Source organism: Streptomyces sp. I05A-00742 (assembly GCF_013055795.1).
GTDB lineage: Bacteria > Actinomycetota > Actinomycetes > Streptomycetales > Streptomycetaceae > Streptomyces.
Genome location: NZ_JABETO010000009.1, coordinates 191,916 through 217,180 on the forward strand (window position 1 = coordinate 191,916; position 25,265 = coordinate 217,180).

General features: G+C 75.4%; 23 protein-coding genes. 10 read left to right on the plus strand and 13 right to left on the minus strand.

Features of this window, described 5'->3' with window-relative positions:
* Positions 1 to 130: 130 nt before the first annotated feature.
* On the plus strand, positions 131 to 304 hold the full coding sequence (locus HN013_RS12070) for a hypothetical protein (protein WP_171166035.1): 174 nt from the start codon (positions 131 to 133) through the stop codon (positions 302 to 304).
* Positions 305 to 317: 13 nt separating this feature from the next.
* On the opposite strand, the gene HN013_RS12075 is transcribed toward HN013_RS12070, so the two are convergent.
* Both HN013_RS12075 and HN013_RS12080 read right to left on the minus strand, forming a co-directional pair.
* Positions 318 to 632: an AzlD domain-containing protein gene (locus HN013_RS12075; protein ID WP_171166037.1), complete on the minus strand. Its 315-nt coding sequence runs from the start codon at positions 630 to 632 to the stop codon at positions 318 to 320.
* Positions 629 to 1,405, minus strand: coding sequence for an AzlC family ABC transporter permease (locus HN013_RS12080; protein WP_171166039.1), 777 nt, complete (start codon positions 1,403 to 1,405; stop codon positions 629 to 631). Before HN013_RS12080 ends, HN013_RS12075 begins: the two co-directional genes overlap by 4 nt.
* Positions 1,406 to 1,512: 107 nt before the next feature.
* Here HN013_RS12080 and HN013_RS12085 point away from each other — a divergent pair, with 107 nt between their 5' ends.
* Positions 1,513 to 2,076: a CGNR zinc finger domain-containing protein gene (locus HN013_RS12085; protein ID WP_171166041.1), complete on the plus strand. Its 564-nt coding sequence runs from the start codon at positions 1,513 to 1,515 to the stop codon at positions 2,074 to 2,076.
* 25 nt (positions 2,077 to 2,101) lie between these two features.
* On the opposite strand, the gene HN013_RS12090 is transcribed toward HN013_RS12085, so the two are convergent.
* Complete coding sequence (locus tag HN013_RS12090) at positions 2,102 to 2,596, minus strand: helix-turn-helix domain-containing protein (protein ID WP_171166043.1); 495 nt, start codon at positions 2,594 to 2,596, stop codon at positions 2,102 to 2,104.
* Between the two features lie 139 nt (positions 2,597 to 2,735).
* Between HN013_RS12090 and HN013_RS12095 the strand changes: the two genes are divergently transcribed.
* The 4 genes from HN013_RS12095 (at position 2,736) to HN013_RS12110 (ending at position 7,622) form a co-directional block, all read left to right on the plus strand.
* Positions 2,736 to 3,656, plus strand: a complete 921-nt coding sequence (locus tag HN013_RS12095; RefSeq protein WP_171166045.1) for a PrsW family intramembrane metalloprotease — start codon at positions 2,736 to 2,738, stop codon at positions 3,654 to 3,656.
* A gap of 85 nt (positions 3,657 to 3,741) precedes the next feature.
* Positions 3,742 to 5,418 (plus strand): sensor histidine kinase, encoded by a 1,677-nt coding sequence (locus tag HN013_RS12100; RefSeq protein WP_171166047.1) that lies wholly within the window; start codon positions 3,742 to 3,744, stop codon positions 5,416 to 5,418.
* Between the two features lie 28 nt (positions 5,419 to 5,446).
* Positions 5,447 to 6,100: a response regulator transcription factor gene (locus HN013_RS12105; protein ID WP_171166049.1), complete on the plus strand. Its 654-nt coding sequence runs from the start codon at positions 5,447 to 5,449 to the stop codon at positions 6,098 to 6,100.
* A gap of 349 nt (positions 6,101 to 6,449) precedes the next feature.
* Positions 6,450 to 7,622 (plus strand): serine hydrolase, encoded by a 1,173-nt coding sequence (locus HN013_RS12110; protein WP_171166052.1) that lies wholly within the window; start codon positions 6,450 to 6,452, stop codon positions 7,620 to 7,622.
* On the opposite strand, the gene HN013_RS12115 is transcribed toward HN013_RS12110, so the two are convergent.
* Positions 7,594 to 8,052 (minus strand): hypothetical protein, encoded by a 459-nt coding sequence (locus HN013_RS12115; RefSeq protein WP_171166054.1) that lies wholly within the window; start codon positions 8,050 to 8,052, stop codon positions 7,594 to 7,596. The two genes, HN013_RS12110 and HN013_RS12115, sit on opposite strands and share 29 nt — an antisense overlap.
* Before the next feature lie 54 nt (positions 8,053 to 8,106).
* The gene (locus HN013_RS12120) at positions 8,107 to 8,688 is read right to left on the minus strand and encodes a TIGR03086 family metal-binding protein (RefSeq protein ID WP_171166056.1); all 582 of its coding nucleotides are present in this window, start codon (positions 8,686 to 8,688) and stop codon (positions 8,107 to 8,109) included.
* A 141-nt stretch (positions 8,689 to 8,829) separates the two neighbouring features.
* Between HN013_RS12120 and HN013_RS12125 the strand changes: the two genes are divergently transcribed.
* Positions 8,830 to 9,699: a universal stress protein gene (locus tag HN013_RS12125; RefSeq protein ID WP_171166058.1), complete on the plus strand. Its 870-nt coding sequence runs from the start codon at positions 8,830 to 8,832 to the stop codon at positions 9,697 to 9,699.
* Here the strand turns inward: HN013_RS12125 and HN013_RS12130 are convergent.
* Together HN013_RS12130 and HN013_RS12135 are read right to left on the minus strand one after the other, a co-directional pair.
* Positions 9,641 to 10,945: a PP2C family protein-serine/threonine phosphatase gene (locus tag HN013_RS12130; RefSeq protein ID WP_171166061.1), complete on the minus strand. Its 1,305-nt coding sequence runs from the start codon at positions 10,943 to 10,945 to the stop codon at positions 9,641 to 9,643. The two genes, HN013_RS12125 and HN013_RS12130, sit on opposite strands and share 59 nt — an antisense overlap.
* Positions 10,942 to 12,612, minus strand: a complete 1,671-nt coding sequence (locus tag HN013_RS12135) for an ATP-binding protein (RefSeq protein WP_398979340.1) — start codon at positions 12,610 to 12,612, stop codon at positions 10,942 to 10,944. The genes HN013_RS12130 and HN013_RS12135 overlap by 4 nt, the downstream gene beginning before the upstream one ends.
* Positions 12,613 to 12,734: 122 nt before the next feature.
* On the opposite strand from HN013_RS12135, the gene HN013_RS12140 reads away from it, so the two are divergent.
* From HN013_RS12140 to HN013_RS12150, 3 genes are all read left to right on the plus strand, one after another.
* Positions 12,735 to 13,121, plus strand: a complete 387-nt coding sequence (locus HN013_RS12140; RefSeq protein WP_171166063.1) for a hypothetical protein — start codon at positions 12,735 to 12,737, stop codon at positions 13,119 to 13,121.
* Positions 13,121 to 13,555, plus strand: coding sequence for a response regulator (locus HN013_RS12145; RefSeq protein WP_171166110.1), 435 nt, complete (start codon positions 13,121 to 13,123; stop codon positions 13,553 to 13,555). The genes HN013_RS12140 and HN013_RS12145 overlap by 1 nt, the downstream gene beginning before the upstream one ends.
* Positions 13,556 to 13,809: 254 nt before the next feature.
* Positions 13,810 to 14,988: an Ig-like domain-containing protein gene (locus HN013_RS12150; protein ID WP_171166065.1), complete on the plus strand. Its 1,179-nt coding sequence runs from the start codon at positions 13,810 to 13,812 to the stop codon at positions 14,986 to 14,988.
* 105 nt (positions 14,989 to 15,093) lie between these two features.
* On the opposite strand, the gene HN013_RS12155 is transcribed toward HN013_RS12150, so the two are convergent.
* From HN013_RS12155 to HN013_RS12180, 6 genes are all read right to left on the minus strand, one after another.
* The gene (locus HN013_RS12155) at positions 15,094 to 15,699 is read right to left on the minus strand and encodes an NADPH-dependent FMN reductase (RefSeq protein ID WP_171166066.1); all 606 of its coding nucleotides are present in this window, start codon (positions 15,697 to 15,699) and stop codon (positions 15,094 to 15,096) included.
* 57 nt (positions 15,700 to 15,756) lie between these two features.
* Positions 15,757 to 16,986 (minus strand): MFS transporter, encoded by a 1,230-nt coding sequence (locus tag HN013_RS12160; RefSeq protein WP_171166067.1) that lies wholly within the window; start codon positions 16,984 to 16,986, stop codon positions 15,757 to 15,759.
* Positions 16,983 to 19,106: a hypothetical protein gene (locus HN013_RS12165; RefSeq protein WP_171166068.1), complete on the minus strand. Its 2,124-nt coding sequence runs from the start codon at positions 19,104 to 19,106 to the stop codon at positions 16,983 to 16,985. Before HN013_RS12165 ends, HN013_RS12160 begins: the two co-directional genes overlap by 4 nt.
* On the minus strand, positions 19,099 to 21,423 hold the full coding sequence (locus HN013_RS12170; protein ID WP_171166069.1) for a lantibiotic dehydratase: 2,325 nt from the start codon (positions 21,421 to 21,423) through the stop codon (positions 19,099 to 19,101). Before HN013_RS12170 ends, HN013_RS12165 begins: the two co-directional genes overlap by 8 nt.
* The gene (locus HN013_RS12175) at positions 21,420 to 23,162 is read right to left on the minus strand and encodes a hypothetical protein (RefSeq protein WP_171166070.1); all 1,743 of its coding nucleotides are present in this window, start codon (positions 23,160 to 23,162) and stop codon (positions 21,420 to 21,422) included. The genes HN013_RS12170 and HN013_RS12175 overlap by 4 nt, the downstream gene beginning before the upstream one ends.
* The coding region (locus tag HN013_RS12180) for a lantibiotic dehydratase (protein ID WP_171166072.1) at positions 23,159 to 25,265 on the minus strand (2,107 nt) is incomplete at its 5' end. The genes HN013_RS12175 and HN013_RS12180, both read right to left, overlap by 4 nt.

Genomic DNA, 25,265 nt, shown 5'->3' on the forward strand with positions numbered 1-25,265 from the left:
TGCCTACGCTGGAAAGTGGCGGGCCGGAGGTTTTCGCCGGTCCTGTCCGGAAAGGCGCGGGAACCGGCGATCCCCCACCGCGGGGAGAGCCTGGTGATCAAGAACCCCCGCCGGAAAGGAACGCACGGCCATGCAGCGGCAGAGCGACAAGCACAGCCCGAAGAGGGACGACCAGCTCAAGAAGGAGCTCCGCGCCCAGGCCCGGTCGGGGCGGCCCACGCGGTCGGAGGAGTGGCGCGACCCGGAGGCGTGGACCCGGGACGAGGAGACCCCTCGCGAGCAGCGCCCGGACCGGAGCACCTGAGCACGGCGCCGCCTCAGCCCGCCGTCACCAGCCGGGTGACGGCGGTCGCGGCGGCCGCCAGGGCGATCACGAGGAGCGTGGGCCACCGGCGCCACAGACCGAGGGCGCCCACGGCCAGCCCGACCGCGCGTTCGTCGACGACGACGGCCCGGTGGGCGCCGAACATCTGGGTGGCGATCAGCGCGGCGAGCAGCGTCGGGGCCATCAGCGTGACCACCCGACGCAGAGGAGGCGGCAGTTCACGGCCGCCCAGCACCACCGGTCCCGCCGCCTTCATCACCACCGACACGGCGCCCACCAGGAGCACCGCCAGCCACACACCGTTCATCGCTTCAGTCCCAGCAGGCAGGCGGCCGTGGCCGCGATCAGTGGCACGCCGGGCGCCACGAAGGGCACCAGGGTGAGGGCGACGGCGGTCCCGAGCAGGGCGGAGACGAGCGCCCTGCGGTCGGTGACCTGCCCCTTGAGAAGGGCGAGGAAGAGCACCGGGGAGACCACGTCGAGGCCGAAGCGCTCGGGGTCGCCGAGGTAGCGCGCGCCGAGCAGGCCGACGGCCGTGCCGAGCACCCAGCCGCCGTAGATCAGGGCCCCGGCCCCGAGCAGCCGGCCGCGGGAGTAGCGCCCGCCGCCGAGGTGGCCCACCGCCCAGGACTCGTCGACGACCAGCTGGGCGGAGAGCAACCGCTTCAGCAGCCCGCCGGTGAGCGCCGGGGCGACGCTGATGCCGATCGGCAGGTACCGGGAGTTCAGCAGCACCGCCGCCACGATCGCCGCCGCCACACCGCCGCCGGTGCCCAGCACCGACGCCGCCGCGAACTGCGCGGACCCGGCGAAGGTGGTCGCCGACATGACCAGCGGGGCCGATATCCCCATGCCCGCCGCGCGGGCCACGACGCCGAAGGAGACGGCGAACCCGAAGACGGCGACCGCCAGCGGGACGGCGGCACGCAGCCCGTAAAGTGCTTCCTCCCGGAGACCGGGGGAAGGAGGCCGGGCCGGTGCCATGACGGCGGCCGCCGGGGGCGGGTCATCGGCCGGCGCGGCCGCCGCGGGCAGTATGGAGCTCTCGGGTCCGGGGGACCGTGCGCTGTGCGGATCCATCGATTCCCCCGTTCCGGGGCAGAGTGGCAGTCAACGACGACGAGCAGGGCCGGGCCGCCCGCAGCGGGTGCGGGAGCGCCGACAATGAGCCATAGTACGGAGTCATAATGAGGTTTACTAGTTACTCGGAGCCTTCGGTGACGCTCGCCGAGGATCTGGTCAACACCTACAACACCGTGCGCGACGTGGAGAAGCTCCCCGATGTCGGCGCACTCTCCGCGCTGCTCGTCGACCACGGGATACGGCTGGACGCGGTGCCCACCGGCGCCGACCTCGCCGCCGCGCGCCGCCTCAGACCGGTGTTCCGGGAGGTCTTCGCCGCCGGGGACGCGGGCGCGGCCGTCGCGGTGCTCAACCGGGTGCTCGCGGACCACCACGCCGTACCGCACTACACCGATCACGACGGCGGCTGGCACCTGCACGTCGCGCCGCCCGGGGCGACCCCGGTCGACCAGTACGCCGTCAACGCCGCCATGGGCCTGCTGGGAGTGATCACCACGAGCGGGACCGAGCGGCTGCACGTCTGTGCGGGGAACCGCTGCGGGGAAGTGTTCGTCGACACCTCGCGCAATCAGTCGCGTCGCTACTGTTCCCCGCTCATCTGCGGCAACAGGGCGCACGCGGCGGCCCACCGGGCCCGGCGCAAGGAGGCGGGGGCGGGGAGCGGCTGACCGGCCGGGCCGCCGCCGGGGACCGTCAGGTGCCCGTCCGGGCGCGGACCAGCGGGTGGTCGGGGTCCTCCTCCCGGCCGGGACCGGGCAGCGGGAGCAGTTCGTCGGCCGGCAGGCCGTCGCCGCAGTGGCCGCAGACCAGCCGCGGCGCCGCGTCGTGCCCGCACGCGGTGTGCACCACGCGGGTGGGCGGGCCGCCCTCGGCCGGCAGCCAGCGGTCGCCCCAGTTCTGGAGCGTCAGGAGCACGGGGTACAGGTCGCGCCCCCGCTCGGTGAGCCGGTACTCGCTGCGGGCGCCGCTCGGCCCGTAGCCCCGGCGCTCCAGGATGCCGGACTCCACCAGCCGGGTCAGACGGGCCGTCAGGACGTTGCGGGCGATGCCCAGATCGCGCTGTATCTCCTCGAAACGGCGGCGGCCGAGGAAGATCTCGCGCAGGACGAGGGGCGTCCACCACTCCCCGATCACATCGAGCGTCCGGGCGATCGAACAGTCCAGGCCGGCGAGGCTGGCACGTTTCATGTGGGCAGCCTAACAGGGGGAGTTGCGTGATGATACGGAGAGTGGCCCGGCCATCACCCGCCCCCGGCCCCGCCGGCGCCGCTCACCCGGACGGCGTGCAGCGAGGGCGCGGGACCGGCGGCCGGGGTCAGATGAGGGCATGTCCTCCCCGGCACCCCCGCCGCCCGCCGGCCCGCCCCCCGTCGGTCCCCCCGGACTCCCGACCCGGCTGTGGGCGCGCTGTCTCCTCGGCGGACTGGCCCTGTGGCTGCTGGCCGTCCTGACCACCGTCACCACCCAGAACACCAATCTGCTGCCCACCCTGATCCTGCTCGGCAGCTTCCTCGTCCCGGGCTGCTATGTGCTGTGGGCGTGCGAGCGGCACGGCGGGGAACTCGGCATCGGGCTGCTGCTCGGCTGCTTCGTGGTGGGCGGGGTGCTGGGCGTCCTCGGTGCCTCCGTCCTTGAGTACTACCTCCTGTATCCCTCGGCCACGCTCTTCCTCGGCGTCGGCCTCATCGAGGAGGCCGTCAAGGGCCTCGCCCTCGTCCTGCTGGTGCGGCGGCACCGCGGCATCCGCGGCGTGCGCGCCGGGCTGGTGCTGGGCGCGGCGGTCGGCTTCGGATTCGCCGCCTTCGAGAGCTCCGGCTACGCGTTCAACGCCCTGTTCACCGTGCGGGGCACCATCTCCCTGCGCGGTCTGGTCGAGACCGAGGTCCTGCGCGGACTCCTCGCCCCGTTCGGGCACGGCCTCTGGACGGCGCTCCTCGGCGCCGCGCTGCTCGGCGCCCGCCGGGACGGCCGGTTCCACCTCACCGGACGGGTCTGGGCGACGTACCTGGGCGTGGCGGTGCTGCACGCGCTGTGGGACGCGATGAACGGCATCGCCGTCTGGCTCGTCTACCGGCTCACCGCCACCGGCGCGGACCGGACCCTCTTCGAGTACGGCTACCTGCCGCGCCCCACCGACCGGCAGAAGCACCTCTACACCCTGTTCTCCGACGGCGGCCTGCTGCTGGTGGCGCTGGCCGGGGTGGTCTGGCTGCTGTGGTGCGCCCGGGAGGCCCGCCGGCCCGGGTGACCACCCCGCCTTGCGACTTTCGCGGACCGGGTGCGCGACCTTCGGCGTACGCGGGGGCCGGGCGGCCCTGCCTAGGCTGCCCGTTATGCGTGTGACCAGTGAGGCCCGTGATCTTTGGGTGCGGTTCATCGAACCGAGCCGGTGGAGCCGGCGGCGGGTGGTGGGGGAGAGCCTGCTGGCCGCCGTCATGGCGCTGCTGGCCGGGGTGCTGGAGTACGACACCGGGCACGGTGTGCTCCTGACGGCCCTGGTCGCGGCCGCGACACTGGTGTTCTCCGCGGCCCGGCGGGTGCTGCCCGCCACCTCCCTGATCGGCGTGGCGACGCTCTGCGGGATGACCGATGCCGGGCTGCTGCCACTGCTCGCGGTGGTCGCCTGGTCCGCCGGCCGCAGGATCGAAGGGGCCCTGCGGGCCCTGGCCGCCTGGGCGGCGGCCCTCGTCGCGTTCGGGGTGCTGGTGCTGTGGGACGAGCACCTGTTCTCGTTCGTGGGCCTGTTCGTCACCCTGCTTTTCCTGGTCACCACGGTCGTCCCCGGGCTGGCCGGCCGCTACTGGTCCCAGCGGCGCGCCCTGCTGGACACCCTGCGCGAGCGCCACGTCCAGCTGCTGCGCGAGCGCCGGATGGTCGCGGGCCAGGCCCGGCTGCGCGAGCGGCAGCGGATCGCCCGGGACATGCACGACAGCCTGGGCCACCAGCTCGCCCTCATCGCGGTGCAGACCGGCGCCCTGGAGGTCTCCCAGGGGCTGACCGAGCAGCAGCGCGAGGCGGTCGGCGTGCTGCGCGAGGCGTCCGTCGCCGCCATGCACGAACTGCGGGCCGTGGTCGGCGTGCTCAGGGACGGCACGGTGGAGGACGAGCGGCCCGGCGGGGTGGCGGGCGTCGGCGGCCTCGTCGAGGCGGCCGAGGCCGCGGGCAGACCGGTGCGGCTCGTCCGGTCCGGGGAGCCCCGGCCGCTGGGCGCACCGGCCGACCACGCCGCGTACCGGGTGGTGCAGGAGGGGCTGACGAACGCGTTCAAGCACGCTCCCGGCGCGGCGCTCACCGTCGGTCTGCACTACGAGGCGGACTCCCTGGTCGTGGAGGTCGCCAACGGGCCCGAGGGCAGCGCCAAGCAGCCGGCCGCCGTCAGCGGCGGCCAGGGCCTCACAGGGCTGCGCGAACGCGCCCGGCTGGCCGGCGGGATGGTCCACGCCGGGCCGGTGGAGGGCGGGGGATTCCGGGTCGCGGGCGTGCTCCCCTACGACCCGGGCCCGGAGGCGGTCGAGGCCGCCGAGGCGGAGGAGGCCGACGACCTGCGGCCGTTCCCCGGGGAGACCCCGGGCGACGGCGGGGCGGTCGTCGAATGGCCCGATCCCCGCGAGGAGTTCAGGAGCCTCATGGGGGTGCGCAGGAGCAGGGGCTGTCTGCTCGGCTGCGGCTTCGGGCTGGTGCTCGCCCTCGGGCTCGGCGCGCTGGCCCTGTTCGGGGCCGGGAAGCTCTACGAGGCCATGACCGAGGGGCAGCTGGAGCCGCGCGATTTCCAGCGCGTCAGGGTGGGAAGCCCCGAGTCCGAGGTCCGCGGCCGGCTGCCGTCCGGGGACTCGTTCCTGACCTCCGGGCTGAGGGGCAGGGGCCCCGCCGTGCCGGCCGGCGCCGAGTGCCTGTCGCTGCTGTCCACCGACGCCCCGAAGGCGCTGGACACCGACCGCGTGTACCGGTTCTGCTTCAGGGACGGGAAACTGATCGAAAAGCTTGAGTTCAAGGTCAAGAACGATCAGTGAGTATTCGATCAGTGAGCAGGAGAACCCCGTGATCCGCGTCCTCATCGCCGACGACGAGCCGCTCATCCGGGCGGGCATCAGGATGATCCTGACCTCGGCCGACGATATCGAGGTCGTGGCGGAGGCGTCCGACGGGCGCGAGGCCGTCGCCCTGGCCGGCCGGCACCGGGCGGACGTCGCGCTGCTCGACATCCAGATGCCGGTCCTGGACGGCCTCACCGCCCTGGCGGAGCTGGGCCGCACGGCGCCGGAGACGCGCGTCCTCGTCCTCACCACCTTCGGCGAGCGCGGGAATGTGCTGCGGGCCCTGCGGGACGGCGGCGCAGGCTTCCTGCTCAAGGACTCGGCACCCGCCGAACTGATCGGCGCCGTCCGCGCCGCCGCGGCGGGCAACGCCTACCTGTCGCCCGCCGCGGCCCGGCACGTGGCCGACTCGCTCGCGTCCGCCCCCGCCGAGGACCGTGCCGAGGAGGCCCGGACCCGCGTGGCGGCCCTCAGCGGACGCGAACGCGAGGTGCTGGCCCTGCTCGGCGAGGCGCTGTCCAACGCGGAGGCGGGGCGGAGGCTGCACATGAGCGAGGCGACGGTGAAGACGTACGTGAGCCGGATCCTGGCCAAGCTGGAGTGCGGCAACCGGGTGCAGGCGGCCCTGGTGGCGCGCGACGCGGGGCTCGGGCGGTAGGCCGCGCCGCCGTCGGCACATCGACGGCTCGGGCGGGCGGCAAGCCGCCCATGGCGCGGAGCACCGGAACAGCGAACGCGCCGGCGCCACCGCGGCGTACGAGGACGAGGACCACACCGCGCCCGGCCTGCGGACGACGGCCCGGACCACGGCGGAGAGGGCGGAGCAGGGCCCAGGCGATCTCCCAGGCCGTCGGACCGGCGGGCGACAGGGCGTGGAGTCCGGCGTGGAGAAGTGCGGACAAGGTGGCTCGAAATCGTCGTTGGGCAGGAAACGGGTCAACCTATACTGCACTCGCCCATGATCAATCCGACGCCACCTCACCAGTGGCGCGATTGCGAGGATCCGCATGCCGAAGCTCTCACTCCGGATACGTGGCAGGGCCCTCGGGCTCACCGCCGCCCTGGCACTCGGCGCGGTCGCCCTGGCCGGACCCGCGACCGCCGCACCCGTGGCGGAGCCGAAGGGGTCGCACCAGCGCACGCAGGAGGCCCTCAACGCGCTCAACGCGGCCGGGATGCCGGGCGTCGCCGCCGGGACCTCGACCCCGGACGGGGAGTGGTTCGGCTCGTCCGGTTACGCGGACACCACCACGAAGCGCAAGCGCACCGCGCAGGACCACATCCGCGCGGGCAGCATCACCAAGTCCTTCGTCACCGCCGTCATCCTCCAGCTGGAGGCCGAGGGCAAGCTGCGCCTCGACGACTCCGTCGAGCGCTGGCTGCCGGGCCTCCTCAAGGGCAACGGCTACGACGGCAACAAGGTGACCATCCGTCAGCTCCTCAACCACACCAGCGGCGTCCACGACATGGTGGAGACCCCGGAGTGGCAGGAGTACATGAACGGCCCCGGCTTCCTCGAGCACCGCTACGAGTACCGCTCGCCCGAGCAGATCGTGGCCATGGGCCTCAAGTACCCGCCCTACTGGGCGCCGGGCGGCGGCTGGCACTACTCCAACACCGGCTTCGTCATCGCCGGCATGGTCATCGAGAAGGCCACCGGGAACCCATGGGCCCGCGAGGCCGAGCGGCGCATCGTCAAACCGCTGGGCCTGCGGCAGACGACCTTCCCCGGCACCGACCCGAAGATGCCCGCCCCGCACGCCGTCGGGTACTCCAAGCTCTACGCCGCGAATCCCGGCCCCGAGATCCACGACGCCACCGAGTACAACCCGGCCTGGTCCGGCGCCACCGGTGAGGTCATCAGCACCACCGGCGACCTCAACCGCTTCTACAGCGCCGTGCTGCGCGGCAAGCTGTTCCCCAAGCGGCAGCTGGACGCCATGCTCACCACCGTGAGGACCGGGCAGCCCTTCGACTACGGCCTCGGCCTCATCGTGCGCAGCCTGCCCTGCGGCGTGAAGGTGTACGGCCACGACGGCATCGTCTGGGGCTCGCTCACCAGCACGGCCGGGACCCTGGACGGCAAGCACATGCTCACCTTCCAGATGAACGGCGACTGGCTGGAGGACGGCAAGCCGTACGACGACATGTTCACGGCGGAGTTCTGCCCGAAGGCATGAGGCGCCGGGCGGATCGGGCGGGATCCCGCCGGTCCCCCGACAGCAGCGACCGCGGTACCCGGGCGCCCCGGCGGAGCCGCCGGGTGGGGGCGAACAGCGCGGCCGGCGCCCCGGCCCGCTGCCGGCCCCGCACCGGCAGCGCGTGCTCGTTCCGTTCGCCGTCCTCGGTGACGCCGTACGGCGGTTTCCCGCCGTCGTCCTTCTCACGCGGCTTCTCCGTATGACGGGCGAGCATGACGGTGTCGGCGCGGGACGCGTCACCGCCGGTCGCGGCCCGGCAAGCGGCCTCCGCGCCGGACGCCGAACTCCCGCCCCTGCCGCACGCGTTGACCGCCACCACGCAGAGTCCCACCGCGGCGAGCGGCGTCGGGGCGATACGCCACCGCGCCCTACGGGCGGGGACGGTCCGCCGTCGTCCGTGGTCGGGCATCTGCCCCTCATGGCCGAGCGCGGGGCGGCACCGCCGGGGCGCGGGCCCGGACGGTCACGCCTTCCGGCCCAGCCGGGCCAGGAGCTTCGTCCAGTCGTCGGCGCCGGGCGGCGCCGGGAGCGGGGCCGCGAACAGGCCGGTCGGTGACATGTCGTCGCCGTACGAGCCGAAGACGCGCCCGGCGGCCTCGACGAGGGGCCGCGGCGGACGGTCCTCCGCACCGATGGCCCGGGACAGGTCCCAGGTGTGCACGACCGCGTCGGCGGTCATCTCCGCGCAGTACGCGTCCGCCGCCGTCTCCCCGTACGACAGCCCCACCGTCCGGCGGAGCGCGCCGGACGCGCCGAAGGCCGCGACGGCGGCCCCGGCCGCGGCGTCCCAGGCGGCCACCGGGTCGGCGCCGAGCACGTCCCCGTCCAGTTCGTCCCCGACGTCCTCGGCCGTCTCGCCGTCCAACAGCCGGGGCACCCACAGCTGTTCGGCCGTGAGGTGGTTCACCAGATCGCGCACCGACCACTCCGAACACGGCGTCGGCGCACCCCACCGGCGGGGCGGGACGGCGTGCACACGCTCGCCGAACAGGGCGAGCGCCTCCCGGTGCCGGGCGAGCAGCGTGCTCCGTGGGTCCTTGGTCATGTCTCCTATGCTCGGCGCGAACGCCGGCCGCCGCGAGCCCGCCGCCGGGTCGGCCGAACGGACCAGCCGTTTCGCGCCGGGGCCCGGGTGGTGCGAGGGTGCCAGGAGCGCGTACCTCGCGCGGTGAGGCGGTGACAGGCGATGGAGCTCCCCCTGGTCGTGGGCGTCGACGGATCCGCCGGCAGCCTGCAGGCCCTGGACTGGGCCGTGGACGAGGCGGGCCGGCACGACGCGCGGCTGCGCGTGCTGTACGCGTCCCTGTGGGAGCGCTACGAGAGCCGGCTCCCGCCCGAGGACGGGCTCTCCGCCGAGACGCGGGCCGAGGAGGCGGTCGCCGCGGCCGCCGCCCGGCACGCCCAGGAACGCGACCCCGCCCTCCGCGTCCACGCCGAGACGGTCGCCGAGGAGGCCGTGAACGCCCTGGTGGAGGCCAGCCGCCACGCGGCCGCCGTGGTCACGGGGCCCTCGGGGCGCGGCACCCTCGCCGGACTGCTGCTCGGCTCGGTCAGCCTCTCGGTGGCCGCCCGCGCCCACTGCCCGGTGATCGTGGTGCGCGGAACGGAGGAGAACGTGCGCGGGACGTCCGGACGGATCCTGGTGGGCGTCGGCGACGCCGAGGAGGCGCCCGCCGCCGTCCGCTTCGCGTTCCGCGAGGCCGCCGCCCGGGGCTGCGAGGTCCACGCGGTCCGCGCCTGGCGCCACCCCGCCCGGCAGTCCGTCGACCACTACCCGCTGCCCAGCAGCGGGCCCCTCGTCCACGAGGAACAGGCCGGCCGCGAGCTGACCGAGGCCCTGCGCGCGGCCGAGGCCGAGCACCCGCACATCACCGTGCACGGGACCACCGTCGAGGGCCCGGCCCACCGGGCCCTCGTCGACGCCTCGGCCGACGCCGACCTGCTGGTGGTGGGCGCCCTCCGCCGCCACCACGGGCTCGGCCTCCAGCTCGGCCGGGTCAGCCACACCGCGCTGCACCGGGCGGAGTGCCCGGTCGCCGTGGTCCCGGCGGGGTGACGGGCGCCGGCGCCCCCGGCAGGCCCGCCGCGTCCCAGTCCAGGCGGAGGATGGCGAGGTCGTCGGAGTGCCGGTCGGCGTTGAGCTCCCGGACCGTGCGCACCAGGCGGTCGAGGTGGCGGTCGGGCGGCTCGTGGTGCGGGATGCCGTTCACCAGGCCGACCAGCCCCTCGGCGCCCAGCCGGCCGGACCCCGGACCGTCGTGGCCCTCGATGAGGCCGTCCGTGTAGAGCGTCAGCGCGCCGCACCGCGGCAGCGCCAGCCGGGTGGACGGCCAGTGGCACAGCCCCGGCGCCAGGCCCAGGGCGACGCCGTGCTCCGCGTCCACCGGCCGGGTCGTCCCGCCGGCGGTCAGCAGCGGCTCGTGATGGCCCGCGAGGTGCAGGACGGCGGTCGCGTCCCGCAGGTCCAGGGTGAGCAGCGAGCAGGTGGCGAACATCTCCTGCCGGGTGCGCTCGGCCACCAGCATCCGTTCCAGCAGGGCCAGCAGCCGCTCGCCCCGGTGGCCGGCGAGGGTCAGGGCGCGCCAGGTGATGCGGAGGGCGACGCCCAGGGCGGCCTCGTCCGGTCCGTGCCCGCTGACGTCGCCGATGAGGGCGTGGACGATGTGGTCGTCGCTCTGTACGACGTCGAGGAAGTCCCCGGCGAGCAGCGCGCTCTCCCGGCCCGGCAGATACCGGGTGGTCGCGGTGACGGCGGGGGAGCCGAGCAGCGGAGTGGGCAGCAGGCCGCGCTCCAGCCGGGTGTTCTCCTGGGCCCGGAGCTGGGTGGCCTGGAGCTCGGCCTTGGCGCGTTCGGCCTGCTTGCGGTGTACGGCGTAGTGCACGGCGCGGAGCAGCAGTTCGGGCTCCACCTGCCCCTTGACGAGGTAGTCCTGGGCGCCCGCGGTGACCGCCCGCACACCGGCGTGCGACTCCGCCAGCCCGGTCAGCACGATGACCGCGACGTGCGGGTCGGCCTGCTGCACGGCGGTGACGGCGGCCGTTCCCGAGGCGTCGGGCAGGTGCAGGTCCAGCAGGACGCAGTCGGAGCCGTCCGCGGTCAGCTCCGCCTGGGCCTCGGCGAGCGTCTTCCGCCAGGTCAGAGTGTGGTCCAGGCCGGTGTCCGCGAGGAGTTCCTGCACCAGGAGGGCGTCGCCCGGGTCGTCCTCGACGAGGAGGACGCGGTAGCGCGGCGCGACGGCGGACTCCGGCGCGGTGCGGGCGCCGCCGGACAGCCCCGGGGCGCCGGACGTCGGCGCGGTCATGACGCCGGCCGTCCCGTCCCGGCCGCGGCGGCCGTCCCGGCGGCGGGCTCCACCGCGGACTCCGCGGCCGGCTCCTCCGAGGCCGGGGCCGTGCCGTCCGGTCCCGTCGCCGGGAGGGTGAAGACGACGCGGGCGCCGCCCGTGTACGAGGAGTCCACGCCGATCGTCCCGCCGTGGAACTCGACGATCTTGCGGCACATCGCCAGTCCGATCCCGGTCCCCGGATAGGCGTCCCGGGTGTGCAGCCGCTGGAAGAGCGCGAAGACCTTCTCCGTGTACTCCGGCGCGATGCCGATGCCGTTGTCGGTGACGGCGAACCGCCACAGGCCGCCGTCCCGCCCGGCCGTCACATGGACGCGCGGCACACGGTCCGGGGCGCGGAACTTGACGGCGTTGGAGACCAGGTTCTGCCAGAGCATGCCCAGCTGGGTGGCGTCGCCGACCACCGTGGGCAGCGGGTCGTGGGTGATCTCCGCCCCGGACTCCCCGACCGGCACGCTCAGCGCGTCCAGCGTGGCCGCGAAGGCGGTGTCCAGGTCGACGGTGTCGTGCTCGTTGTGCACCCGGCCGACGCGCGAGAAGGCGAGCAGGTCGTTGATCAGGACCTGCATGCGGTTGGCGCCGTCCACGGCGAACGCGATGTACTGGTGCGCCCGTTCGTCCAGGGTGTCGCCGTAGCGCCGCTGGAGGAGCTGGCAGAAGCTCGCCACCTTCCGCAGCGGCTCCTGGAGGTCGTGCGAGGCCACGTAGGCGAACTGCTCCAGCTCGGCGTTGGACCGGCGCAGGTCCCCGGCCTGCTCGTCCAGTTGCGTGAGCGCCTCCTCGCTGAAGGCCAGCTGGTCGACGAGGCGCCGCCGCATGGCCTCCACGTCCCGCCCCAGCCGCCGCAGGTCGGCCGGTCCCGTCGGGGTGACGGTGTGCGCGAAGTGGCCCCCGGCGACCAGCCGGGCGTCGGCACCGAGCTGCTCCAGCGGCTTGGTGACGCCCCGCCGCAGCCCCTCGAAGACCAGGGCGGCCACGAGGAGTATCACCGCCGCGATGGAGACGAACACCCAGTTCCGCAGCCGGCGGGTCCCGTCCAGGTCGGCCCCGGCCCCGGCCCGTTCGGCCGCCAGACGGCGCTGCTGCTCGTGGAGGGAGCGGCGGACCGCGTCGAAGGAGTCCTTGCCCGCCCCCGCGCGCTCGGCGGCCTCCGCGGCCGGGGCCCCCGCCGGCGCGGCCGCGATCGGACGGGCGACGCGTGCCTGCCACTCGCCGGCCCGTGCCAGCACCTGCTCCAGGTCGTCCCGGGCGCCCTCCTCGCCGCCCACCAGCGTGCGCAGCCGTTCGGCGGCCGCCTTCTCGTCCGCCAGGCCCCGGGTGTACGGCTGGAGGAACTCGCGCCGGCCCGTGAGCCCGTAACCGCGGACCCCGGTCTCCTGGTTCACCAGCGCGTTCTCCAGGCGGACCGCCTCGACCAGCGCCGGTGACCGGACGTCGACCAGGTGGTCAGTGATCGACGAGGTCCGGCTCAGCGCCCAGGTCCCCAGCACGCCGAGCACCGTGAGCACCACCAGGGCCGCGCTCACGCCCACCCGCAGCCACCGGCGCGTTGTCCAGCCCGACCGCCCGGCCGGTCTCGGCACTGCGTCGGAGCCGTCCTGCCGATGAGCCGTCTCGACCGCCACGTTCCCCGCCTTCCTTCTCGGTTCCCCCGGGCTGCTTCCCCGGCACCCCGGCGATCACACCGGATCGGCGCCCCGACAACCGTAGTTGTCGACGGATGGCCGGAGCGCCTAGGGTGTGCGCCATGCCCGGCACCCACTTCTCGCCCCGCCTCACCGAGGGAGAGATCTCCACGCTGGTGGAGGGATCGCTCGACGTCCTGGCCCATCGTCTGGCGCACCGGGCGTACCGCCCGTTGCCCGCGGGGGAACGGGCGGACGGCCCGGACGAGGAGGCGGCGGCCGGCGCGCGCGGGGAGGCCCTGGCCCACCTGCACATGCTGGTGCACATCCAGCGGGCGGTGCAGCGCCTGACGGACCGGGCGGCCGAGGAGGCCGCGCGGACCGGCGCGGGCTACCCCCAGATCGGACGGGCCTGCGAGATGAGCCGCCAGGGGGCCCGCAACCGCTGGCCCGGCATCGTGCACGGCACCACCCACCGTCCCCCGACGCACACCGAGCGGAGCCGATGATGATGGCCGCCCCCGCGCGCCCGTACGACGTCCTCCTGGTCGAGGACGACCTCGCGGACGCGATGCTCATCAAGGAGGCGCTCCTCGACCACGGAGCCGCCCGCAACCTCACCCAGGTCCAGGACGGGATCGCCGCCCTGGACCACCTGCGCGACCCCGGCCTGCCCCGGCCCGACCTGATCGTGCTGGACCTCAATATGCCGCGGATGAACGGCCGCGAGCTGCTGGCCGTCCTCAAGGAGGACGAGGAGCTGCGCACGATCCCGGTCGTAGTGCTGACCACGTCCGCCGCGCCGGACGACGTCACCGACGCGTACCGGCGCCATGCGAACGCCTACGTCACCAAGCCCGTCAACCTCGACGACTTCACCCGTGCCGTGCGCAGTATCGACGCGTTCTATCTCGACACGGCCACCAAGCTGCCGCGCGAGTAGGCGGCCCCGGTCCGGCGGTGGTGCTCCTCCCGTGCGGAGGGAGCGCCACCGTTTCGCCGTTTCCAGGGGACTTCGCCCCGGCTTTCCGGCCGTCCACACAATTCCTGCACAAATATCGCTTTCACCAGGAACCGCGGCGGCGTCCGGGTCATCTGTACAGAGTGGCGGGGGGGTTGTCGTACGGATGTCGAATCCGTCTCGAACCGGCAGCGAGGCCGGCCCGCCACGGATTCGTTGTCTTGGAGGTTGTTCACGTGCACGTCGGGTTGGGCCGTCGCCCCGTCCTGCTGATATCCGCCCTCATGGGCTCGTTGGCGCTGTCCGCCTGTTCCGGGGGGTCCGGGGGCGGGTCGGACGACGTCGGTCCCGCGGCCAAGGTGACCGTCAGTCCGGCGGCCGGGACCAAGGAGGTCAAGCTCGGCTCGCCCATCTCGGTCAAGGCCGACGGCGGGAAGCTGACCTCGGTGGAGGTGAAGGACGAGAAGGGGGAGAAGGTCGAGGGGAAGCTGTCCGGTGACGGGGTCACCTGGCAGTCGGCGGGCAAGGTCAAGCCGAAGACCACCTACACCGTCAAGGCCGCGGCGGAGTCGGACAAGGGCCGGAAGTCCTCCTCGACCGCGACCTTCAGCACCCAGCAGGCGCCGAAGGTCAACAAGCTGACCAACACCCCGCAGAACGGGCAGACCGTCGGTACGGGCATGCCGGTCTCGATCCTCTTCGACCACAAGATCGACAGGGACAAGCGGGCCGAGGTCGAGAAGAACTTCAAGGTCACCTCCTCCCCGCAGGTGGAGGGCGCCTGGGGCTGGGTGACCGACTACTCCGGCCAGGACCGCCTCGACTGGCGGCCCAAGACCTACTGGCCCAGCGGCACCAAGGTCTCCGTCAAGGGCTCGCTCGCCGGCGTGAACTCCGGCGAGGGCGGCTGGTTCGCCCGCGACTACGACTACGGCTTCACGATAGGGGCCGACCACAAGGCCGTCATCGACGTCCCCGCCCATACGCTGACCATGTACGAGGACGGCAAGCCCGTCGGCAGCGTCAAGGGCTCCGCCGGTTCCCCGGAGGCCCCGACCCGAGGCGGCATCCACACCGTCCGCAGCAAGAACGCGGACGAGACCATGGACTCGTCCACCATCGGCTACGGGAACCAGTGGATGCTGGACGCCAAGTGGGTCACCCACATGACCGCCTCCGGCACCTTCCTGCACTCCGCGCCCTGGAACAACTCGATCGGCGTGGTCAACAACAGCCACGGCTGCTTCGGCATGACCACCGAGGACGCCAAGCGGACCTACGACTTCCTGCCGATCGGCTCCACCGTGGAGGTCAAGGGCACCTCCAGCACCGTCAAGACCGATGTGGGCAACGGGCTGGAGGTCTGGCAGGAGACCTGGGAGCAGTGGCAGAAGCGCAGCGCGCTGAAGGGCTGACACGCGCTTGAACGCCTGACACGGGCACGCGCCGGACGGGGCGGCAGGGAGGGAGACCTCCCGGCCGCCCCGTCCGCGTTCCGCCTCCCCGGCGGGACGGCCCGCTCAGCCCCGGGCCACCGGCACCGGATCCGCCGCGCGCTGCCGCCGGCGGGCGTTCGGCGCGGCCATCCGCCACATCTGCGCGAGCATCACCTCCAGCTGCCCGCCCACCTGCTCGGGCACCTGCCGCCCGTCGGCGGCCACCTCCGTGTCACCGGACAGGGCCACCCCGAGCGGCGTCGGCCAGCCCCGCAGGGCGTGGGCGACCGTGCGCAGCGAGGTGAGGACGGCGGCCCCGCCCTGGTTCCCCAGGGAGACGGCCACACAGCCGACGGGCCTGCCGTCCAGGAAAGGCTGCGGGGCGGCCCGCAGGTCGTTCACATAGTCCAGCGCGTTCTTCAGCAGGCCGGACACCGCGCAGTGGTAGGCGGGCGAGGCCAGCAGCACCGCGTCGGCGCCGGACAGCGCGTCCAGGTAACGGGTGACCGGCTCGGGCCGCGGGCCCTCCGTCCGGTAGAAGGGGAAGTCGAGGTCGTCCCCGGTGAACAGGTCGCAGTGGCCGCCCTGCCGGGTCCACCGGCCGGCGAACCACCGCACGACGCGCTCGGTACGGGAATCGGGCGCGAGGGAGCCGCTCAGGCACACCACGCGCGGAGGGATCGCGGTCATCGGACGTCCTTTCGGATCACGGAGGCGGGGTGGCGGGACGGCTCGGACCGTGCGGCCTCACCCGCCCGCCGCCGAGGGCGCGTCGTCCCGCTGCACCTCGGGGACGCCGCGCCGCCAGGTCCGCTGGAACGACAGGGCGATGGCGCACCCCAGCCCGCAGCAGCCGGCCGCCAGCAGGAAGCCGCCGCCCGCGCCCGACTCCACCACCACACCGGCGACGGCCGCGCCGGCCGACGAACCCGCCGACCCCAGGGCGTTCAGCCAGCCGAACGACTCGGTCAGCGCCTCCTGCGGGGCGATGTCGTCCATCGTGCTGTACTGCGCGGTGATCGCCGGGTTGAGGGCGAGGCCGGCCACCACCAGGAGGCAGCCCAGCAGCCAGACGTTGTCGAAGACCGCCAGCAGCGCCCAGCCGGTGGCCAGCGCCGCCAGCAGGACCACCAGCTGCTGCCCGTGCGTTCCCGGCTGGCGGCGGCTGCCCTGGTAGAGGCCGCCGAGCACACCGCCGACCGACAGCACCGCGATCAGCGCCCCCGAGGCGTTCCGCTGCCCCGCGTCGTCGGCGAACGCCACCAGCGACACCTCGATCACACTGATGCTGCCCATCACCAGGAACCCGACCGGCAGCAGGCCGAGGACCGCGGGACTGCGCAGCGGCCCCAGCCAGTGCCCACCGGCACCGCCGTTCCGGTGCGCCTCGGCCACGTGCCGGCTGGAGGCCACCAGGACACAGCCGACGGCGGTGGCCACCGCGGCGCAGAACAGGGCGGACGTGGGCCCGGCGAGCGCGGCCAGCCCGGCCACCACCGACGGGCCGACGATGAACACGATGTCGACGACCACCGATTCGTACGCGAACGCCGCGGCCTTGGCGTCCGGCTCGTCGGCCAGCATCCGCGACCACAGCGCCCGCATGATCGCGCCCAGCGGCGGCAGCAGCACCCCGCTCGCGGCGGTGAGCCCGATCAGCACGACCCGGTTGTCCGTCCGGGCGGCCAGCACGGACACCGTCGCCAGCACCAGGGCCTGACCGGTGCCCGTCACCAGCAGTACGGCGCGCGGCCCGATACGGTCCACGGCCCGGCTCCACAGCGGGCCGAGGACCGCGGCGGTGAGCGTGTAGCAACCGGCCGCCGCACCACCGGCGCCGTACGAACCGGTGGCCTTGACCAGGGTGAGGACGAACGCCAGGCCCAGCATCCCGTTGGGCAGCCGGCCCACCAGGCTCGCCAGTGCCAGGCCGCCCGCCCCCGGGTGGCTGAACAACGCGCGGTATCCGCCTGTCACCTGGGCCTCCTCGGCACCGACTCGCGCACCACCGGCTCACGCACGCACGACAGCCGGAACTCGTGCATGCGCCCGCCCTGCCGGCCGGGGTCCGGCAGCATCTCCGTGACGGCGACCTCGGCCCCCGGCTCCGCGCCGGCCCCGGCCAGCAGCCGCGTCACCGCGTCCGCCAGCAGCGGGCTCGCCGCGTCGAGATGCACCGGTTTGGGCTCGCCCGGCGCACGGACGAATGTACGCCGGGGCAGGCCGTGCCCGCGGACGAAATCCCGGAGCCGGCGGTAGCGCACGGGTGCCCGGCCTCGCCCCAGCTCGGCCAGGCGCTCCGCCGGGAACCACCACGTCGCCCGCTGGAGCACCAGGCGCCCCACGGCGATGCGCGGCATCGCCGCGGCGCCCGGCAGCCGTAGCACCGGCAGCCGCGCGGCGGGCGGCGCCAGCGGGCTGAAGACGGTGCCGTCGCCGGAGGCGAGCATCAGCTCCACCGGCTCCCCGGAGCCGCGCAGCCGGACGTCCAGGCCGGCGGTCACCTCGACCGCGTCCACCGGAATCGGCTCGCGGCCGGGCGCCGCGGGGCCCGTCAGCTCCAGGGTGCGCGGCATCACCTCCAGGTGGCACACCTTCCCGTACCGCTGACCCATCGTCACGTTGACGAGCCGCGCCGCGTCGGGCGCCCGCCCGGTGAGCCAGCTCCGGGCCCGGGCGACGACGGCGTCCCGGTCGGGCAGGAAGCACAGCAGGTTGCCGAGGACCGTCAGCCCGGCGTGCACCTCGCCGACCACGACCTCCGGCACGGGGTCGCCGTCGCCGGGGGCGAGGAAGACGTCGGGCGAGGCGAGCAGGGTGTGCCCGGCGGCGGGCAGCCAGGCGGCGCACGCCGCGTCGACGTCCGAGGCGTCCAGCCGGACCGTGCCGGTGGCGTCCGGGCCGCGCCGGGCGACCGCTTCCAGCAGGGCCGTCACCGGCGCCGCCGCGCCGATGTCCACCGGGTAGCCGCCCGGCATGCCGCGCAGCACCTCGTCCAGACCCGCCCGGTCCCGGCCCGCCAGCAGCGCCGCGAAGTCGGCGGCCGCCCGCGCCCGGGCCTGTTCCCGCGCCCACACCCCGGTGGCCGCCGACAGCTCCAGGGCGGGCCGGAGCGCGTTCAGGACGGCGGTGGTCGCCGCGTGCGGCCAGCGGCGCGCGGCCTCCGGGTCGTAGTGCTCGGCGTAGAGCACGGTCCGGTCGGCGTAGACCCGGCCGGCGCCGCGGCGTACCTCCGTCAGGCCGCGGGCCGCCGCCCACCGTTCGGCACGCTCCAGCTCCGCGCGCTTCCGGTCGGCGTCGCCGTGCGCGTAGCCCTCGGCCGCCTCGGCCAGCACGCCGACGTCCAGGCCGGGGGCGACGGCCCGCGCCGCGCGCAGCGCGTCCGGTTCCGACACCGGCAGCACGGGCGCGGACCAGACGACGGCCCGGCGGTGCAGGGCGGCCACGGTCTCCCGGTCGGTCCGGCGGGCGGGGCGGCGTTCGGCGGCCCGGGCCCAGGTCCCGGCGCCGTCCACCAGCTCGTGCACCGCCCGCCGGGCGCGGGGCGGCAGCAGGGCGGCGGCGGGCCCGGGGCGCGGGCGGGCCGTCAGGTGGCGGTCCCCGCCCGGCCCCTCCGGTCCCAGGGCGTCCAGCAGGGCGAGTTCACTGAGCACCCAGTGCGCGACGAACCCGCGCCGCAGGGGCTCCCGCGGCACCAGGCCGGCGGTCTCCGGGGCGAGCGGCACGTAACCGACGGTGCCCGCGATCGCGTTGGTGTCGCACTTGGCCGTCAGGCGCTGGAGGAACAGGGCGAGCTTCCGCTCGTGCTTGTCGGGGTCGCCCGTGCGCGACGGCCGGCTCCGGACCCGCTCGGCGGTGAAACGCAGCACGTCCGGGGCGAGGACGGCGATGCCCTCCCGGACCGACGGATCGTCCAGCAGCGCCACGAGCGCGGCCCGGGCCCTCGCGCACGCCCGCGGGTAGCGCTCCTCCAGGTCGGCGTCGTCGTCCAGGAGCCCGGGGTCGGCCAGGGCCTCCAGCAGCGCGTAGTCGAATCCGGCGCTCCGCGCGACGGCGAGGGGGAACGCCGACCAGGAGGCGGGGGGCTGCTCACTCATGGGGGCCTTCCGGGGAGGGGGCTGTCGGGGGAGGCCGGAGAGGACGGACGGTCGTCGGGGTGTGCTCACCGTCCGGCGCCTCCGGCGTGCCGCCCCCGTCCGCCGGCGACGGGTCCACGCCGCGCAGGAACTGCACCCTCAGCTCACAGGAGTAACGGCCCCGCTCGTCCCGCAGCCACAGGTCGCCGGGCCCCGGCAGCATCTCCTCCGCCCGGCAGGACGACTCACCGGAGGCGGACGCGCCGGTGGCGAGGTGGCACAGGACGTCCGCGGCGAACGGCGACCGGGTGTCCACGAGGACGGGCTTGCGCTCGCCGCCCACCCGCACGAACAGCCAGCGCGGCAACCGCCGTTCCGACACGAGGCGGCGCACGGCGAGGAACGCGTCGGCACCGCGCAGCCCCGCGAGCGGCGCCGTCGGCAGCGTCCACGAGGCGCGCTGGTAGACCGCGCCGCCGACGCGCACCCGCCCGAGCGGCGCCTCGGCCCCGTCCGCCCGCCGTACCGGCCGGTGCAGCACGGGCGTGGGGGTCAGGGCGGCGAGGGGCGGGTAGGCCGTCAGATCGGCGAGCGGCGGGTAGAGCAGCACCGGCTCCCCGGACTCGTCCGTGACCCGCGGCAGCCCGTCGGGGCCCGGCCCCACCCACAGCCTGCTGGCGGGCACGAGGCCCGGACGGCCCTCGTGGTCCGCCGGCGTGATGGCGACCCGCCGCCCGGGGAACCGGTAGAAGCCCTTGTTGCGGCGGGTGGTGGCCAGTGCCCGGGTGATCCTCCCCTCGGCGCAGCCCTCCAGCCACTCCCGCACCTGACGGTCGAAGCGCTCCGGGGCCTCCGCGAAGGTGGTGAGCCAGCCGCGCAGCAGCAAGTGGTGGTGCACCCGGGCCAGCACCACCCGAGGCCCGGCCGCCACCTCCTCGGGGCAGGACCCGAGCAGACAGAGGTCGGGGAGGGCGTACCGGGAGAGGGGGCCGGTGTCGGCGGGGACGGGGAGGTCGATCTCCGCGACCCCGCCTGTCGCCATCGGCTTCACCAGCAGCGGCTCCGCCCCCGTCCCGAAGGCCGACCGGAGCTCGCCCGGCGGCCGGGCCGCCTCCGCGTAGACGACGAAGGTCAGGGGACGCCCCGCCGAACGCAACAGCCGTGCCGCCTGCTCCCGTTGGGCCCGCTGGGCCTGCGCCCCGGCCGCCGCGGAGAGGTCGAGACCGGCAGCGACGGCTGCCTCGATCCGCCGGGCGAGACCGGCGCCCACCCCGATCCGGAAGGGGGAGGACGCCTCCTCGAACAGCAGCAGGCGGTCCGCGTACACCTGGCCCGCGCCGCGCCGGGCGGCGGACCCGGTGAGCGCGGTGAACCGCTTCTCCAGGGCGGCCAGCAGGACGCCGCGCCGCTCCGCCGCGTCCTCGGCGTCACCGGCGTCCCGGAAAGCGGCGAGTTCGCGTGCCACGTCCCGGAGTTCGTCCGCCCAGGCCGTACGCGCCGGGACGGCGGGCAGCGCCGCGAGCGCCCGGCCCAGCCCGCCGAGCCCGTCGGTGTCCTCGGCGGGGAACAGCAGCCCGCGGTGGACCAGCCCGGCGGCGGCCAGGGACCGCAGGGCACCGGCCAGGGCGCGCGCCGGAAGGCCCGTCTCCGCCGCGAGGGCCGCCAAGGACGCGGCGCCCGCGCCCAGGTGCCGCCAGACGGCCGGGGCCTCGGGCGGCCACGGCCGCCCGTCCGGCGGTTCCGGCAGGGTGTCGTCCGCGAGCAGGCTGCGCCGCAGCGGTATGTGGGCACGGAGGCCCGGATCCCGGCCGATCGCGCGGGCCAGTTCCTCCAGCGCCCACCGGGTGAGCTGCACGCTGCGCCGCACCGGTACGCGTTCCACCCGCAGCCCGGTGCCGTCGTCCACCTCGCCGTACCCCATGGGACCGAAGGTGCTGGTCGTCTCGTTCTTGCCGCAGAACCGCTGGAGGTAGAGGTACGCCTGGCGCTCGACGCGCCGGAAGCGGGAGGTGTCGGGGACGTGCTCGCGGGCGAGCCACCCGGTCAGCATGCCCTCGTACATGCCCGGGTTGGACAGGAACACCGCGGCCCGGAACTCCGGGCGCGCGGCGGTCGCCCGCAGCATGCGCCGCAGCCGGTTCCGGGCGTCCCCGTAGGAGCGGACGAACTCCGCGCGCGCCGCCGTGTCCTCCGGCGTGCGCAGGACGCGGTCGGCGGCGTCCACGACGGCGTCCGGGACGCCCAGTTCCTCCAGCCACTCGAAGGGCATCCCGGTGTGCCGCAGAACGAAGACCGGCGACATCCGCCAGCTCCCGGCGGCGGGCGTGTCCGTCGTCATGGCACCTCGCCGAGGACCCCGCCGTCGCGCAGCGCGCGGACGGCACCCGGGGACAGGGGGCGCAGCGCCTCCCGCAGCGCGTAGCCGTCGCGGTACCGGTCGATGGCGTCGGCGATCCGCAGCGACACGTACGAACAGGCGCCCGTCCGCAGGTTGACGGCCAGGGCCTTGTCGGCGCGGGCGCTCCGGCGGCCGACGACGACGTCCGGGTCGAGACCGCGTACGGAGTCCGGGGCCGGACCCGGGGGCAGCAGGTACGCGCCGGCGACCCGGCCGGGGGCGAGCCGCCCCGCGCGGGCGAGGGGGCGTCCGAGGGCGGTGACGAGGGCGGCCAGCCGGTCCGGGGGCAGCGGCGCGGGGTCGAGGACGGCGCGCTGCCTCGGGAGGTCGGCGCCGGTGTCCGCCAGGGTCACCGGGCGGGAGGCCCAGTGCGGTACGGACCAGTCGGCCGGCCAGTCGAAGACCCGGAGTCCGATGACGCGGTCCACGGCGTCCTCCAGCCGGGCGAGCGCTTCCTCGGCCCCCTCCGGCGCGACACCGGGCGCACCGAGCCAGAGCTCGGCGACGACGGCCACCCCCTTCGCGCGCAACACGCGGACACAGGAGGCCAGTTGATCCCAGGGCAGCTCGGTTCCGCCGCGTCCCACCGCACGGTCAGGGGCGGCGCACACGCCGAGGACGACGAGCCGCGGGAACGCTCCGGAGCCCCACCGCTCCCCGCGGCCCGGTGCGCCGGCCGCCGGCCGGGCGGCGGTGGCGGGCGCGCCGGCCGCCTGGGGTCCGGCCGTGTCCCTCACGGGCGGCGGGGCCGTGACGGTGGTGGGTCCGGCGAAGCGGATGTCGTCCGGGGAGGCGGGGCGCCGCCTCGGGCGGCGGGTGTCGGGCGAGCACTTCGAGGAGTCGCCCGTCGGTACGCCGGCGCGGCGGAACCCGCGTCCGTCCCCTGCGCACACCGATGACCGTTCGCCGCTCCCGGGGGAGTTCCGGGGCGGGGGCGGCCCCGCGCACGGTCCCTCGGGGTCCATGAGTTCCCGCAGTCCGATCCGGCCGGCCCACGGCTCCGACGGCACCGGGTCGGCGGCACGTTCGCGCCAGCGCAGACCGTCGCCGGGGGCCGGGCCGAACGGGTCGGAGAGCTCCCAGGCCAGCCCGCGGGGAGCGGGCACCAGGCGGGCGTCCGCGAAGGGGCCGAGGCGGCCGAGCACCGGCCAGTGGGCCGTGGCCCAGCGGCCCGTGACCTCCAGGGACGGCACACGCGGGCCGAGCGCCCGCGCGACGGCCACCGCCGCGGGCAGCTGCTGGTCCCGTTCGACGACCAGCCGTACCGGCGTGTCCGGCGGCACGTCCGCGCATGCCGCGGCCAGGGCCTCGTCGTACGGTGCCGGGGCGGCGGCCGCGCGGAGGACGTCGGCGCCGTACTCCGTGCCGCCGTCCGTCAGTTCGAGGTCGTCGAGCCGGAGTCGCACCCCGTGCCCCGGCTCGTACAGCGCGCCCAGCAGGGCGCCGAGCCCGCGCAGCCGGTGCAGCGGCGGCCGGGAGGCGTCGGACAGGGCGCGGGCGCCGGCCGTCGCCATGAGCCGGTCGCCGGGGGCGCGGGAGCGGGTGCGCAGGGTGCCCCGGGTGGCCTGCCGGATGAGGCCGGCGACGAAGCGGCGGCCGATGTCGACGACCGTCGCCCCGTCGGGCACCGCGGTGAGCCGCAGCGTGGGGTCCCCGCCGGGCGGAACGATGATGATCATGTTTCCTCCGCTGCGGAGCGCACCATGGTGAGCCGGAGTTCACTGGTGTGCGGGCCGGTGGACCGGCGCAGCCACAACTCCTCCGGTCCGGGCAGCATTTCGACGAGGCGCACGGGACCGGCCCGGACGAGCGCGCGGAGCTGTTCGAGCGCGAACGGCGCGTCCAGATCGAGGCAGACCGGCTTGATCTCGGCCGGACTCGCCGCGAACACATGCCGGGGGACACCGAGTTCGGTACGGAGCGCGTGGACGGCCGTCCACAGTCCGGGCCCGGGGGCCGTCGTGAGGAGGGCCGTCCGTCCGGGGCCGGGATTCCAGGCGGCCCGCTGCGCGACGACCGGGCCGATCTCGATCCGCGGCGTCCGCACCCCGAAGTCCAGGCGGGGCAGTTCGACCTGGGCGGGGGCGAACACCCGCAGGTGAGGGTGGTCCTCCTCGCCGACGTACAGGGTCAGCGGGCCATCGGGGCCCAGGAGTTCGGGCTCGCCGTCGCGCAGCTCGGCCCACAGATCCGCCACGGCCGCCGGTCGTCGGCGCGCACCGCCCGTGCTTCCCGCGGCCACACCGGTGACCTCGACGAACGTGCCCGGGAACCGTTCGCTGAGCAGACCCTTGTGGCGGCGCCGGTGCAGGACGGTGGCGAGCCGGCCGGGCCCGCCCCACACCGGGAGCAGCGCCCGCAGCTCGTCGTCCAGGGCCGCCGGGTCGGGCGCGAACGCCCCTTGCAGGCCCCAGCCGAAGACGTACGGGTGGATCTCGCCGAGGACGGGCGTGCTGCCGTCCCCCGCGAGCATCACGTCCGGGCTGACGAAGGCGGCCCCGGGGCCGGGCCGGGCCAGGCCGGCGAGTGCGCGGGCGTCGAGCCGGGCGACGCGGCCGTCGGACGCGGCGCGCACCAGCCGCTCGTAGCCCTCGCGCAGCGCGGCCACCTCGCCCTGCCGGGCCCGGAGACCGCCGTCGCGGACGAACTCGGCGAGCCGTTCGGCGAACTCCAGATAGGGCACGGGCCCGGACTTCTCCAGGAGTTCGGCCGCCAGGGCGCGGTAGGAGCGGCGGACGGCCTGGCCGACGGCGAGACCGAAGTTGAGCACCGGAGCCAAGTGGGCCGTCAGCGCCGCGCGCCGCTCCTCGGTGAGGACGACCGGCTGCGCGTCGCCCGCGCAGTCCTCGAAGAGGACGGACCGGTCCGCGTAGGTGGCACCGGCGTTGCGCCGCGCCGGACGGCCCGTCAGACCGGTGAAAAGGGCCTCGATCCGGACCAGCGCCGAGGGCCGCCCGGCCGGGGCCAGCCGGGTGAACTCCTCCACGGCGTCCGCGAACCGCCGGACCTCCCGCCGGAACCCGTCGAGTTCCGGCACGTCCGGCAGCTGACGCAGGACGTCACCGAGCGGGTCGAACACCGTGGAGCTCGGCTCGCACCGGCGCCCCACGAACGCCCGGGCCTCCAGCGCGCGGACCGCGGCCCGTACCTCGTCGGGGCGGATCCCCGTGGCTGCGGCGATGCCCGCGGCGGTCAACCGCCCGTCGCAGGCGGCCAGGACGCGCTCCTCGGTCCCGGTCAGGGGGTGCGGCGGGCGGCCCGGCAGCAGGGCGGCGCCGTCGGCGGTCCGCAGGACGGGCAGCCGCCGCACGGGCAGCCCCTCGCGGACCCGGGCCGCCCGGGTGGCCGCCCGGCCGATCTCCGCCGCCGCCCAGAAGGACACGAAGGACCGCCGCTCGTACACCCCGTCGGGCGCCTCCGGCCCGCAATGGTCCGCGGCGCCCGGCGCGAACCGGCCGAACGTCACCGGGCCGAACGCGCTCGTCGTCTCGTTCTTGGCCGCGAGGCGCTGCGCGTAGGCGTACAGCCGCCGCTCCAGGGCCCGTCCGCCGGCCGTACCGCGGGGCGGCGACCGGTGGGTCACGGCGTCGTGGAAGTCCGGCGAGAGCTGGAGCAGCGCGTCCGCGACGTCCGTCCGGCGGGCGAACGCGCGCAGCCGGTCGGCGCACTCCTCCCGTTCGGGCCCGAGCACGGCCGCGAGCCCGGCGGCCGCGCCGTCGGCGGCCCGGCAGGCCGCCGCCCAGGCGGGGTACGAGGGCGGCAGCGGGCGGCCGGGCCCGGCG